This window comes from Reyranella soli (assembly GCF_007992495.1).
Lineage (GTDB): Bacteria > Pseudomonadota > Alphaproteobacteria > Reyranellales > Reyranellaceae > Reyranella > Reyranella soli.
Genome location: NZ_BKAJ01000150.1, coordinates 18,355 through 31,452 on the forward strand (window position 1 = coordinate 18,355; position 13,098 = coordinate 31,452).

Genomic DNA, 13,098 nt, shown 5'->3' on the forward strand with positions numbered 1-13,098 from the left:
CAACCTCTTGCTCCATCGTTTAAATCGGCCGATGCCAGCAGTGCCTGCATGTCCCCTAAATTGCGACAGTCGCGACATCGCTTCTCGGTCCTCGGCAGCACCTCAATATTACTTGAGTTATTATCTGTCATAATGTGCGCCTTGTCAACGCGCGCCGAACGTCACCAAGCCGGCAAGGATCAACACGGCGCCGGCAAACACGGACCAGCTCAGCTCTTCGCCAAGCACGACTGCCGCAAGGAACAGCGCTGTCACCGGCACCAGCAGGGAAATCAGCGCCACATTGGTTGCGCCGGCGCGAACCAATAGTCGAAAGAAGATCAGGTAGCCGAGCGCGGTCGTAAGAAGGGCGAGCGCAAGGAGCGCCAACACCGTTTCGACACTGAGGCGCGAAAGCATCCGCGGTCCCTCGACGACCAACAGGATGGGGAGCGACAGGAGCGATGCTCCCGCGAGCTGACCTGTCGCGAGCTCGAGCGGCGAGCTTGCGTCGCAGCGGCGCGCCAGGACGGCGGCATAGGCCTGGCAGAAGGCCGCGGCGAGGACCGCAAGTTCGGCCAGGATGCTTTCGCCGGCCCCGTCCGCTACAGGCCGCGTCGCAATGGCAACGCCCACCAGGGCGACCGCCATGCCGCCCAGACGCAACGGCGTCATCTTCTCGCCCCTGGTGAGGAAATGGGCGATCACGACGGTGAAGAGAGGAGACGTCGCTCCCAGAAGCGACGTCAGCCCGGCACCGATCCGTACCTGGCTCCACAGCATGAGGATCGAGGGGACGAGAACGCCGAGGGCGCCAAGCGCCAGATAGAGAGCGCCGACCTTCCAGGACAATCGGAACGTTTGTCCAGCGAACAGGCCGACGGCGAGCAACGCCATCGTCGCGAGAGCGACCCTCGAGAAAGCGATCGCAAAGGGCGAGAGCTCGGCAAGCGCAATCTGGCCGAAGAGATATCCTGCGCCCCAGAGCACTGAAAGAAAGAGCAACAGTGCCCATTCGGTCGATGTCATATGGAGATTGGAAGTCGATCGGATCGTCATCGGCGCGCTCCTGTGGCGCGTCCGGGACGATCGAGACTCACGACCTCAAAGGTCGCGGCGATCCGAGGAACGCTTAGACGATCGAACTATAGCGGAAAAAGGCATCACCGTCAGTCGTTTCCGGCTTGCCGGGCACAAGGCGGAGCTGACACAACGCACTTGTCAGAGGATCAACAATGGCAAAAGGCGACCGCACCTGGATCAATGCGCGGCTGGCGACGCTCGATCCGCGCCTGCCGGGACTGGGCATCGTCGAGAATGCCGCTGTTGCAGTACGCGACGGCCGTATCCTCTTCGCCGGACCGACGGCCGATCTGTCGTCCGCCGAGCTGGCTGGCGCCGAAACGATCGACTGCGAAGGCCGCTGGGTGACGCCCGGCCTCATCGACTGTCACACCCACCTGGTTCATGCCGGAAACCGGGCGCGCGAATTCGAGATGCGGCTGGCCGGCGTCTCTTATGAGGAAATCGCGCGGGCCGGCGGCGGTATCGTCTCCTCCGTCGCCAATGTCCGTACGGCCAGCGAGGCGGACCTCGTGCGCGAGAGCCTGCCACGTCTCGACGCGCTGCTGGCCGAGGGTGTCACGACGGTCGAGATCAAGTCGGGCTACGGCCTGACGGTGGTGGACGAGATCAAGATGCTGCGTGCTGCCCGCAGGCTCGGCGAAGCGCGAGATATCGCTGTCGCCACCACCTATCTGGGCGCCCATGTGACACCCGCCGAATACAAGGGACGCAACGGCGATTTCCTGAGTGACGTCGTTCTGCCGGGCCTGGAGGCGGCCCATGCAGAAGGACTGGTCGACGCCGTCGATGGCTTCTGCGAAGGCATTGCCTTCTCGCCCGACGACATGCGCCGGGTGCTCGACGCCGCAGGCAAGCTCGGTCTGCCGGTGAAGCTGCATGTCGACCAGCTCTCCAATCTCCACGGCGCGGCATTGGCCGCCAGCTATGGTGCGCTATCGGCCGATCACCTCGAATACACCGACGAGGCAGGGGCGGTCGCGATGGCCAGGGCCGGCACGGTGGCCGTGCTTCTGCCCGGCGCCTTCTACTTCATCCGCGAGACCCAGAAGCCTCCGGTCGAATGGCTCCGCAAGCACGGCACGCACATCGCGCTTGCCACCGACTGCAACCCCGGCACCTCACCACTGACCTCGCCTCTGTTCGCCATGAATATGGGCGCCACCCTGTTCGCCCTTACCGTCGAGGAGTGCATCGCCGGCTTCACTCGCGAGGCGGCCCGCGCGCTCGGCCGGCTCGCCGACATCGGCACACTGGAGACGGGCAAGGCCGGTGACCTGGCCCTATGGGACATCGGCGAGCCGGCGGAGCTGGTCTATCGCATCGGCTTCAATCCGCTGAGCGCCCGCATTCGCGCCGGCCGCGACGCCACCCTGTGACGCTTTCCGCGGAAACCGTCGCGGTCGGCCGCGTGCCAACGTTTGTCCGACGAACAGGCCTACGGCGAGCAACGCAATCGTCGCGAGGGCGCCCCTCGAGGCTCGTCCTCTCACCGTTTCCTGGCTGCGTCCAAGTCCACATGACTCGGATCTCGCATCAGGCCTACGCCAGATCCAACGGCGCGACGCGCCTGTCAGGACGGGCGACCAGCCAGAATCCCGTAGTTGTCGCCGCCCCCAGAAAACCAAACCACGCCGACGCCAGAAGTCCCGTGAGCGCCTCCTCAAAAGAACGCGAATACATCCAGAGTGCCATCACGAGGACGGCGCCGACTCAAAAGCCAAGCAGCGCGTGGGCCGGCAGTCGAAGGCGTCCGGTCCGACGGAGAAACAGGTACCCGGGTATTCCTACGACCAGCTGCAGGACGTAAATGGCGATCGCGGCAATAACGAAGACGGCTAGGGGATGATATTCGCTCTCGCCCAGCGCGGCCTGGAGGGCGGCCGGCAACAGCGGCGCGGACAGAAGGGCGAGCAGGAACCGCTTCAAGGGCACGCCGACCGTCAGGCCGTTCCGGTCATCAGCGCCACCTGGTCCTCCGGCGCATAGAAGAAGTCGCCGGGCCGGAAATCATGGCCGAGGTCGCCCAGCAGGCGGCGCTGGCGCGCCGTGCAGCGCTCGAACAGCGTGGCGTAGGGCGTGCCGAAATCGTAGGGCCGCATGAACATCTGGCAGTAATTGTAGAGGATGGTCTTGCGCGCCTTGCCCGAGCGGTTGGGCGACGGGCCGTGCCAGATCGCGTGTGGGAAGACGTAGGCGTCGCCGGCCTTGCCGAGCAGTGGCACCGCGCCCGGCATGTGCGGGTTGGGGATGCGCTCGGCGCGCTCCGGGAACGGCCGCAGGTGGCTGCCGGGAAAGATCGTGAAGTTGCCGCTGTCGGGCTCGGTGACGTCGGTCAGCAGGTACATCACCTTGACCGCCAGCGGCCGGCTGGTCTCGGTGACGCGGATGGCGCGCTGGGCCTCGCCGCCGTCGGTGTGGGTGTAGCCCGGGAACGTCTCGGTCGAGGCGCGCACGATCGCCTGGCTCATCGAGAACTGGATGTAAGGGCCCATCAGGTCGAGGATCAGATCGAACACGCGCGGCCGGTCGATCAGGTCGATGAAGGCCTGGTGGTAGTTCAGCAGATCGCGGCGGTCCATGAAGGCTTCGGGGTTCGGATCGGCATGGTCGACCCAGGCATAATGGCCGCGCGGCAGCCTGCTCGGCGCCGGCTCGTAGCCAGGCTGCGTCCGCACGCGGTCGATCTGCTTGGAAAAGAAATCCACTTCCGCCGGGCTGAGTGCGCCCTCGAGCTGCAGGTAGCCGTCGACCGCCCACTGCTCGCGTTGCACTTCGGTCAAAGCCCGTGTGGTGTTGGCCAGCATGCTGTCCTCCCTGCTGGCCACATTTAGCCAACGTAGATCGCGAGGCGTCCAGAGGGCCGTATCGGGAAGCGGCACGGCCCTGCATTCGCGGAGCAACCGCCATGCGTGGCGGCCGGATTTGCCCTTCCGGCGGCAGCGCTAGCATCGACAGCTGCAAAAAACCGACAAGGGAAGGAAGCCCGATGAACACGACATCGCCGTCGACCCGTCGACGGGTCCTGCAGGTTGCCGCCGGCGTGGCGGCGGTAAAGGCCGTCGCCGGCGGCATCGCCGAGGCGGCGGAGCCAGACGTCGTCGGCGTGTGGCGGCTGGCCGGAGCGACGGCGACCGCAACCGACGGCAAGGCGCAAGCCGTTCCCTATGGACCGCGCGGCATGGGCATCGTCACCCTGACCCGCGACGGGCGCATGATGGCGGTGCTGTGCGACGGCCGGGCCACGCTGCCGGAGGGCGCCAAGCGCGAATACGCGTCCTACTGCGGCAACTACACCTTCGACGGCAGCACGCTCACGACGATCGTCGACGCCAACTCCGATCCGACGCGCTTCACGGCGCCACAGGTCCGCAAGGTGCGCTTCGACGGCGACCGGATGATCCTCGTTCCGCCGGTGGTCGAGGTGAACGGCGCCAAGGTGACCCGCGAACTAGCGTGGGAGCGGATCAGCGCAGTATCGCTCTAGGCAAGCGCCGCTCGCGACGAAGAGCTACAGCGCCCAGTGCTGGCGATCTGCCGACATCACCGATGCTGCTGGCGGTATTGTATGGGTGTGACGGCGGCCCATCGCCTGAACGCCCTTACCAGCGGGCCGGGCTCGGAATATCCCAACAGGTAGGCGATCTGGGGCAGGCGCATGTCGGTATCTGCCAGGTAGTGCTTGGCGAGATCGCAGCGCACAGCGTCGACGAGATCGCGATAGCTTGTCTCGCGCTCGCCGAGCCGCCGCTCGAGCGTCTTGTTGCTCATCCTGAAGTGGCGGGCCACGTCCCCCAAGGGCACGGCGCCCTTGGCCAGCCGATGCACGACGTATTCCCGGACGGCATGGACGATGTCGTCCTTGGGCGGCCGGGGGCCGATGATCTTGCGGCAGGCGGCCTCCAGCGTGGCCAGCAGCCGATTGTCGGCGCCCACCACCGGCAGCTCCAGGGTCTCCTCCGAATAAAGGATCGCATCCCATTCGGCCTGGAACCGGATGGGACAGCCCAGGATGCCTTCGTAGTCGATGCGCTCGTTGGGCCGGCTGTGGATGAACTCGACGCGCACCGGGGTCGCCTTGGCCCGCGTCAGCTCCCGCGCGCCCTTCACGAACTGCGCCGCCACCCGTTCAGAATTGTGTCGCAATCCGCGAAGCGCGGGATCGGCGTCACGGAAGCGCAGCGCACTGACAGGTCCGGCCGCTTCGATGACCGCATCGGATCCCTCGTTGGTGACACGCAGATAGCGCTGAACGTTCACCAGCGCGTCCCGGAGCGTCGGCGAGTTCAGCGCAATGAAGCCCAACAGGCCGTTGTCGCGAACGTCGTGCGAGGCACCCAGCTTCAGGCCATAGGCCGGCTCGGCCAGCAGCAGGGCGGCCCGCTCGATCAGCGCCATGAAGGCGGCATAGGGAATCCTGGTTTCCGGGCTGGCGAGGTCCGCCCGCGCCAATCCGGTCTCTCGCAGAGGACCGCCGAGCGCGTGCCCGAGGCGCCGCAGGTCGTCGGCGATGTAGGTGGCCCACCGGGCCTCGATCATTTGAACCCGCATCGGGCGGTTTCCGCGAGTGGCCGTGCCGCGTGACGGCAAGGGTCAAGAAACTGGCGGGTGAAGTCAATGCGGAGCCTGCGCGTGATGCGCAAGTTGGCCTGACCAAGGGGACGACGGAGCGGCCACCCGAAGCGCCGAGGCCGGGTGCTGGCCGTGGGGGAGGCCCAGTCGTGCAAATAAGGAGAGATCGATGAAGGACGATCTGCCCCAAGATTGGGACAGCGGACGCGCCCGGGCCCGGTCACAGAGAGAACACGCGCTCAACGCGGAAGACATGAGTGGGAAGAGCCCACGGAGGCTCAAACAACGCGTGATCATCGGCGTTATCCTTGGCTCGTTCTTCTTCCTCGTCGTCGGCTGCTGGTATTGGGTCGGTCTCGACAAGCCCAAGATCGATCGCACCAATCTCGACTTCGGACATCAGCCCAAGCGGCCTTGAGATCACGCGAGCCCGCTCGCGATTACGCGAGCGCAGGCAAGCCAAGCGCGATCGCTTCCTCGGCGAGGCTGTTGTCGACGGCGATCTCGAAGTCAGTGCCGGGCGACACAAAGCCGCCGGACACCAGCCCGTCGCGCAGCCGGTCGTAGCCGGCGCGCGGCAGGATCGGCGTCGTGCCCCAGATGCCGAGTGTCTTGTAGCGGGTGCAGGCGGCCGCGAGGATCGCGGGCGGCACATCGGCGAAGTAGCCCGCCATCGCGTCGGCGATCTCGGCGCCGGTTGCCTTCGCCACCCACTTCTCGGTGCGGTCGATCGCACGCACCAGACGCAGAAGCTCATCACGTCGCGATACGAGCGTGCCGCGCCGCGCGTAGAAGCAGGTGTAGGAGGTCGGGCCACGCCGCGCCGCCTCGTACCAGACATGCGCCGCGCCCTCGGCCAGCAACAGGCTGGGGAACGGCTCGAACACCTGGATGACGTCGACGGTGCCCGCCTTCAGCGCCGCCACGTTCTCCGCCATCGTCCGGCCGGTTACGCGCCTGATGCCGGCGGGATCGATGCCGGCCAGGCGCAGGTCGTGCTGCAGGCAGAGCCACGGCGTCGGCACTTCGCTCACCGTGGCCAGCTCGACCGACGTCAGGTCGGCCAGGGTGAAGTCGGGCTTGGGCGTGCGGCCCATCAGCAGGAAGGGATCGCGCGTCACCACCTCGCCGAAGCACACCAGGTCGCAGCCCGGGAGCTTGTGATAGGTCTCCATCACCCGCATCGGCCCGCCCCAGCTCACGTCGACCGTCCCGTTCATGACGCGCAGCGCCGTCTCGTTGGGATGCGGCGAGCTGGTGAAGCGGATCTCCACGCCCTCGGCCGCGAAGGCATCGCGCGCCAGCGCCACGTAGAACGGCGCGTAGAACAGGCCGCGCAGCGCTTCCTGGAGAATGATGGCCATAATGACGGTCCTCGTTCGGGCAGGACCGTCAGGATAACGCGTCATCCATTGGCCGTGCCACCGCACGGCACGGCCAACCGCTTCGCGCCTTCAGGCAGTCCTCACCAGTTGTTGCGCGCCCGCGCGATCAGCGACGACAGGGCGCTACCGCCGGCCGCCACGGCCAGACCGCCCAGCCACAAACCAACCGACCACTTCCGACGGGCACCGGCCATCCCGATTGCTTTTGCTCTGGATTGGGACACTCACGGGCATGATAGGTTGCCAGACGGTGTGGTCAACGAGCCATGCCTGAAAGCACCAGCTGAGATCCACTAGGGAGAAACGCTTGAAAGACCTGGCCGGAAAGATCGCGTTCGTCACCGGGGCTGCGTCGGGCATCGGGCTCGGCATCGCAACCGCGCTTGCACAAGCTGGGGTCAAGGTGATGCTCTGCGATATCGAGGAGGCCGCACTCGCCGCGGCTGTCGAAGGCTTGAAGCGAACGAACGCCGATGTCGCGTCGGTAAGAGCGGATGTGTCGCTCAAGGTCGAGCTCCAGGCAGCGGCGGAGGAAGCACGCGCCAGGTACGGCGGCGTTCATATTCTGATCAACAATGCGGGCGTCGGTGGCGGCGGGCCTTACGGCACGTGGAACGACGCCGGATGGAACTGGACACTTGACGTCAATCTCAGAGCCGTCGTCTGGGGCATCGAGATCTTTGCGCCAATGATCGAGAGCCACGGTGGCGGACACATCGTGTCCACAGCCTCCATCGCCGGCCTGATCTCGGCCGGCAGCAGTCCCTACAGTGTCACCAAATACGGGGTGGTCGCGCTGTCGGAAGGGCTGCGCCGTGAACTTGGCCCTCGCGGCATCGGGGTATCGGTTCTCTGTCCCGGAGTCATTCGCACCAACATCATGAACTCCCGGCGCAACTTGCCTGAGCGCTTCGCCAGCGTGACCGCGGCTCCGCCTCTCGATGATGCGCAGCGGGAACGGGTGAATCAGCTGGCCGAGCGCGTCAGTCACGGCATCGATCCACTCTACGTGGGCGAGCTCGTACGCGAAGGCATCGAGAACGACTGGCCCTACATTTTCACCGACTGCGAGTTCGAACCGATGATCGAAGCTCGCTTCGCCGAGATCAAGCGCGGCTTCGACAGGATCCGCGACCGCAAGGCGCGGCGATAGAGGTGCATCACCGACGGCGATGGTCGGTCCCACGAATTGCGAACCCGTCGCCTACTTTTCGCCCAGCCACTCCTTCCAGAGGCCTTGTCGCTGCTTTCGGGCCTCGGCTTCCGCCGTGGCGTACCGCTGGCTGGAGCGCGACTCCCAGGGCAGCGTCTCGTCCAGATTGAAGCCGTATGCCATGCCGGCGGCAATCATGGCCCCGCCGATGTCCCCGCCTCTGCCATCGTCGAGCGTGCACTGGGCGACGATGCGGCAAGAGGATCGAACTTCGTCGTCCTGCACTTCACCTTGTGGCCCGACTGCTCGAGCAAATCCTCGAGGACGGCCCGAGCCCGCATGCCGGCGACGCTCTCAGCCTTGGCCTCGCGCAGTTCGGGCGCTTGAATGCCCCAGATCCGAATGTGCGGCTTCAGGTTGACGCCAGCCAGAGTGTTGCCGTCGATCGCATAGGCCTGACCGTCCCAGGTCGCCGGCAGCGCACCCATCGCGGCACAGTCCGGTATGTCAGGCTGGGCAGTGACGGTCTTGCGCGGCGCCGGCTGGGCCATGGCGGGCACGGCGACCGCAGCGAGGGCAGCCGCGAGGAACAGGCTTCTCATGGGTGCATGGTGCCGGCGCTTTGTGGCCAGCCCGCGGCATGGGAAGAATGATGAAGTCCGGGGCACGGCAGCAGGGTCAACGTACGACCAGCGTGCGCGCCACACGGAAGCCCTTCCAGTTCCGATCTTTCGGATCGCCGACGCCGCGATGCGCGGAACGGACGAACACGGGAACGTCATTCCAGGCGCCGCCGCGATGAACGCGGCTGCTGCAATTCTCGGGACTGTGCGCTGAGCCGTCCATGGGCGCGCTGTCGTAACCGCTCTCGTAGCAATCCTGGACCCATTCCGGCACGCTGCCGTGCATGTCGTGGAGACCAAAGCCGTTCGGCGCGAAAGAACCGACCTTGGGGGGACGTTCGCCGTAGAAGTTTGCCTGCGCCGTGGAGATGATGTCGCCGAAGGCGTATTTCGTCGACGTTCCTGCGCGGGCGGCATATTCCCATTCGGCTTCCGTCAACAGGCGATAGGCGCTCGCGCCTGAAAGGCCGAGCTTGCGGTTGAGCCACGGCAGAAACTCATCACGCACCTCGATCCACGAAACGTGCATGACGGGCCGGGTGCCGCGTTCCCGGTTCCCCGGATCCTCAGGCCGGCGCGTGCAGCCGCGGTCTGCCAGACACGAGTCCCATTCGTCGAACGTGACCTCGAATTTGCCGACCGCCAGTTGGTATCCGATCGTGACCTCGTGCTGTGGCATCTCGGTCCTGAAACTGTCGGCCTGCGGGTCGTCTTTGCTCAATCGTGCCATGTCGGCGGCCGAGGAGCCGCGCATGCCGCGCCCCTTTGGCAGCGCGACCATGGCCGGGCCGCAGAAGCCGTTGTTGCAGTCGCGGAAGTCGCGTCGTGCCGGATCGCTCGGATCGAGGCACGTCTCGCCGGCGCCGACAATTTCGGCTCGAATGCCCTTGCAGGCCGCGGCGTCCTGCGATGGCGCAGGAGAAGGTTCGGCGTCCTTCCGGGCTGGTGCTCGAGCCTGCCCGCCCGGCTCCGCGCCCGCCGCAGGCTTGCAGCCGAAGCCGAGCTTGCACGACATTTCCTCTGCTCCTTGGAAGCTCGGCTGCTCGACCTCCAGCGGTTTGCGGGCGCCCGGATTGCTGGAGATCTGCGCGAAGGCGGTGCCCGCCTTGCCGTCCGTGGTCCTGACCGCATAGGCGCAATAGAATCTGACCGTCACATAGGTACAGCCGAAGCTTCTTCTGACGGTCCGGATCAGCTCTTCGGAACACTCCGATTCGCGGATGCAACGGGAGGCTCCGACATCCGCAATGTCGCTGCGGGCGAGGATGGCCATTCCGCCGCCATCGAGACGAGCGGCCACGGCACGCCGGGGACGATCCGCGAACGCTTCATTGAAATGCTCGATCCGCTGCTCCGCCGAGAGATCAGGATGGTCCCACCAGGCCTGCACCCATCCCCAGTAGGCGGCAACGGCAACCACGGCCAGGCCGCCCAGCCACAAACCAACCGACCATTTGCGACGAGTACCGGCCATTCCCGATCACCGATGCTCTGGATTGGGACACCCGCGCGCATGATAGGTTGCCGACCGGTGGGGTCGACGCGCCATGGTTGAGAGCATCAGCCAGGAGCCCGCCGTTGCCGCCCGACAATACCGATGACAAGATCGCCCGGCTCAATGGGGTGCAGCCTTGGGAGAGACGCCGTGCGCCTGCTGAAGCTGCTGTTGATCCTGTACGTGTGCGCCGCTGGCCCGGCAGCCGCGGGGCCGCTCGAGGATGGGGTCGCTGCTTCCCGCAATGGCGACTACGCGACAGCACTCCGCCTGTTGCGTCCGCTTGCGGACCAAGGCAACGCCATCGCCCAGTTCAACCTCGGCATCATGTACGGTCTCGGCCGTGGCGTGCCGCAGGACCTCGCGGCGGCGGTGTCGTGGTATCGCAAGGCCGCAGAGCAGGGCGAGGCCCGCGCCCAGAACAACCTCGGCAGCATGTACGACACTGGCCAAGGCGTGCCGCTGGACCATGCCGCAGCAGCGTCATGGTACCGCAAGGCAGCAGAGCAGGGTGTTGCCACGGCCCAGAGCAACCTCGGCTTCCTGTACAGTCACGGTCGCGGCGTGCCGCGGGACCCTGCGGCGGCTGCGTCGTGGTATCGCAAGGCAGCCGAACAGGGCCATGCCGAAGCCCAGAACAATCTCGGCGTCATGTACGAGCGGGGCGAAGGCCTGCCGCAGGACAACGCGGCGGCGGTGTCGTGGTATCGCAAGGCAGCCGAACAGGGCCATGCCAAGGGCCAGCACAATCTCGGCCTGATGTACAATCACGGCCGTGGTGTGCCGCAGGACTACGCGGCTGCGGTGGCGTGGTATCTCAAGGCGGCCAACCAAGGCGATACCGCCTCCCAGGTCAAGCTCGGCATCTTTTACGGCACCGGCCAAGGCGTGTCGCAGGATCAAGCGGCCGCGGCATCGTGGTTTCGCAAAGCTGCCGACCAAGGCGAAGCCGCCGGCCAGTTCAACCTCGGCATCCTGTATGTCCAGGGCCGAGGCGTGCCGGTGGACGCCGTCCAGGCGTACAAGTGGTTCAGCCTCGCGAGCTTGCGCTACGATGCATCTGACAAGGAGAGCCGCGAGGACGCTGCCAAGAACCGCGATATGGTCGCCACGAAGATGACGCCCGCGCAGATCGCCGACGCGCAGAAGCTGGCGCGAGAGTGGAAACCCAAGACGGGCGGCAGCAGGCAGTAAGACCTCGCGCTCAACGCGCCCGTCGCGTGGATCGTCTTCTGACCGTCGCGCAGGGATGGCGCGATCGTCTCAGTCTCCCGCGTTGAATCTGTGTCGCGAAGTGATGCGGACTTCCAACTGCCGCCACGCGGCGCTGGGCGAAACTGCAGACCTTGCGAACCGACAGCCGCGCGCGACGTCCTCGCGCGGCTCGGGGTAGACTTCCCTCAAGTCGGCAAAAGCCGACAATTCCTGGGAAGGAAACGCGAGATGCCTGTCGCATCGGACGCTGCCGTCGAGAAATCGGCCATGCGCAAGATCTATCTGCGCCTGCTGCCGTTCGCGATCCTCTGCTACATCCTGGCCTACATCGACCGCATCAACTCGAGCTTTGCCGCGCTCACCATGCGCGCCGACCTCAACATGTCGGCGGCCGATTTCGGCTTCGCCGTCGGCACCTTCTACTGGGCCTATTTCCTGTTCGAGGTGCCGAGCAACGTCATCATGGAGAAGGTGGGCGCCCGCATCTGGATCGCTCGCATCATGGTCACCTGGGGCATCTTCGCCACGGCCACGGCGTTCGTCACCGGCACGACCAGCTTCGCCATCATGCGCTTCCTGCTCGGCATGGGAGAGGCCGGCTTCTTTCCCGGCCTGATCCTCTATTTCACCTACTGGTTTCCGGCCCGCCATCACGCCCGCATCGTCTCGGGCTTCCTGGTTGGCCTGCCGATCGCGGTGGCGGTCGGCGCGCCCGTGTCGACCGGCCTGATGAGCCTCGATGGGCTGTTCGGGCTCCGGGGCTGGCAGATCATGTTCATCGCCGAAGGCCTGCCGACGATCGTGCTGGGCGTGCTCTTCTACTTCCTGATGACCGACCGGCCGGCGGACGCGACCTTCCTCGAGCAGCAGGAGAAGGACTGGCTGGCGGGCAAGATTGCCGCCGAGCGCCAGGCCAAGGAGGCAGTGCGCAAGTATTCGATGCTCGAATCGATGTGGAACCCCAAGGTGCTGCTGCTGGCGCTCAACTATTTCGGCATCGTGACGGCAAGCCTCGGAATGCTGTTCTTCATCCCGCAGATCATCAAATCGCTCGGCACCATGAGCAACATGACGGTGGGCTGGCTCACCATGATCCCTTACATCTGCGGCGGCATCGCCCTGGTGGTGTGGGGCCGCGTCTCCGACAGCATGCACGAGCGCCGTTGGAACCTGCTGTTGGCCTGCGTGCTGTCGACCGGTGGGCTGGTGCTGGCCGGCCTCACCATGGGCACCTGGTGGGCAATGGTCGGGATGTCGCTGGCGGCGATGGGGTTCTACGGCTCCAAGGGACCGTTCTTCGCCATGCCGCCGATGTTCCTGAGCGGCACGGCCCTGGCCGCGGGCTTCGCGTGGATCAATTCCATTGGCAACCTCGGCGGCTTCTTCGGCCCGTGGTGGATCGGCCTCATGAAGGACGCGACAGGCAGCTACTCCGGCGGCCTCTATGGCCTCGCGTTGCTGAGCCTCGTATCGGCGGTCGTCTGCGCGCTCTTCCTGAACATTCCTGACCCGAGCAAGACCGTCGCCGCCCAGCCGGCGGAATAGCTCTTCCGGACCGCGCGCATCCTGCGCGCTCATGATCATGAGCGCGCA

At 65.8% G+C, this 13,098-nt stretch carries 14 protein-coding genes; 6 read left to right on the forward strand and 8 right to left on the reverse strand.

Annotated elements, in window-relative coordinates; all coding sequences use genetic code 11:
* Positions 1 to 144 precede the first annotated feature (144 nt).
* Entirely contained in the window at positions 145 to 1,038 is an 894-nt protein-coding gene (locus tag RSO01_RS36185; protein WP_147155475.1) for a DMT family transporter, read from the reverse strand.
* 176 nt (positions 1,039 to 1,214) lie between these two features.
* Here RSO01_RS36185 and hutI point away from each other — a divergent pair, with 176 nt between their 5' ends.
* Complete coding sequence (gene hutI / locus RSO01_RS36190; RefSeq protein WP_147155476.1) at positions 1,215 to 2,441, forward strand: imidazolonepropionase; 1,227 nt, start codon at positions 1,215 to 1,217, stop codon at positions 2,439 to 2,441.
* A 334-nt stretch (positions 2,442 to 2,775) separates the two neighbouring features.
* Here the strand turns inward: hutI and RSO01_RS36195 are convergent, their stop codons facing one another.
* A complete protein-coding gene (locus RSO01_RS36195; protein WP_147155477.1) occupies positions 2,776 to 2,991 on the reverse strand; it encodes a hypothetical protein in 216 nt (71 codons plus the stop codon).
* A gap of 14 nt (positions 2,992 to 3,005) precedes the next feature.
* On the reverse strand, positions 3,006 to 3,869 hold the full coding sequence (locus tag RSO01_RS36200; protein WP_147155478.1) for a phytanoyl-CoA dioxygenase family protein: 864 nt from the start codon (positions 3,867 to 3,869) through the stop codon (positions 3,006 to 3,008).
* A gap of 182 nt (positions 3,870 to 4,051) precedes the next feature.
* On the opposite strand from RSO01_RS36200, the gene RSO01_RS36205 reads away from it, so the two are divergent.
* On the forward strand, positions 4,052 to 4,549 hold the full coding sequence (locus RSO01_RS36205) for a lipocalin-like domain-containing protein (RefSeq protein WP_170303624.1): 498 nt from the start codon (positions 4,052 to 4,054) through the stop codon (positions 4,547 to 4,549).
* A gap of 56 nt (positions 4,550 to 4,605) precedes the next feature.
* Here RSO01_RS36205 and RSO01_RS36210 read toward each other — a convergent pair whose 3' ends face one another.
* Complete coding sequence (locus RSO01_RS36210; protein ID WP_170303625.1) at positions 4,606 to 5,601, reverse strand: AraC family transcriptional regulator; 996 nt, start codon at positions 5,599 to 5,601, stop codon at positions 4,606 to 4,608.
* A gap of 202 nt (positions 5,602 to 5,803) precedes the next feature.
* Here RSO01_RS36210 and RSO01_RS36215 point away from each other — a divergent pair, with 202 nt between their 5' ends.
* Positions 5,804 to 6,052 (forward strand): hypothetical protein, encoded by a 249-nt coding sequence (locus RSO01_RS36215; protein ID WP_147155481.1) that lies wholly within the window; start codon positions 5,804 to 5,806, stop codon positions 6,050 to 6,052.
* Between the two features lie 22 nt (positions 6,053 to 6,074).
* Here the strand turns inward: RSO01_RS36215 and RSO01_RS36220 are convergent, their stop codons facing one another.
* On the reverse strand, positions 6,075 to 6,998 hold the full coding sequence (locus RSO01_RS36220) for an ABC transporter substrate-binding protein (protein ID WP_170303626.1): 924 nt from the start codon (positions 6,996 to 6,998) through the stop codon (positions 6,075 to 6,077).
* 328 nt (positions 6,999 to 7,326) lie between these two features.
* Between RSO01_RS36220 and RSO01_RS36225 the strand changes: the two genes are divergently transcribed.
* Entirely contained in the window at positions 7,327 to 8,172 is an 846-nt protein-coding gene (locus RSO01_RS36225) for an SDR family NAD(P)-dependent oxidoreductase (protein WP_147155483.1), read from the forward strand.
* 51 nt (positions 8,173 to 8,223) lie between these two features.
* On the opposite strand, the gene RSO01_RS36230 is transcribed toward RSO01_RS36225, so the two are convergent.
* From RSO01_RS36230 to RSO01_RS36240, 3 genes are all read right to left on the reverse strand, one after another.
* Positions 8,224 to 8,457 carry a thermonuclease family protein gene (locus tag RSO01_RS36230; protein WP_147155484.1) on the reverse strand — a complete coding sequence of 78 codons (234 nt, stop codon included), beginning with the start codon at positions 8,455 to 8,457 and terminating at the stop codon, positions 8,224 to 8,226.
* Positions 8,367 to 8,774, reverse strand: a complete 408-nt coding sequence (locus RSO01_RS36235; protein WP_147155485.1) for a hypothetical protein — start codon at positions 8,772 to 8,774, stop codon at positions 8,367 to 8,369. The genes RSO01_RS36230 and RSO01_RS36235 overlap by 91 nt, the downstream gene beginning before the upstream one ends.
* Before the next feature lie 76 nt (positions 8,775 to 8,850).
* The gene (locus RSO01_RS36240) at positions 8,851 to 10,269 is read right to left on the reverse strand and encodes a formylglycine-generating enzyme family protein (RefSeq protein WP_147155486.1); all 1,419 of its coding nucleotides are present in this window, start codon (positions 10,267 to 10,269) and stop codon (positions 8,851 to 8,853) included.
* Between the two features lie 171 nt (positions 10,270 to 10,440).
* Here RSO01_RS36240 and RSO01_RS36245 point away from each other — a divergent pair, with 171 nt between their 5' ends.
* Both RSO01_RS36245 and RSO01_RS36250 read left to right on the forward strand, forming a co-directional pair.
* Positions 10,441 to 11,484: an SEL1-like repeat protein gene (locus tag RSO01_RS36245; RefSeq protein WP_218037563.1), complete on the forward strand. Its 1,044-nt coding sequence runs from the start codon at positions 10,441 to 10,443 to the stop codon at positions 11,482 to 11,484.
* Between the two features lie 249 nt (positions 11,485 to 11,733).
* Positions 11,734 to 13,050, forward strand: coding sequence for an MFS transporter (locus tag RSO01_RS36250; protein WP_147155488.1), 1,317 nt, complete (start codon positions 11,734 to 11,736; stop codon positions 13,048 to 13,050).
* Positions 13,051 to 13,098 lie beyond the last annotated feature (48 nt).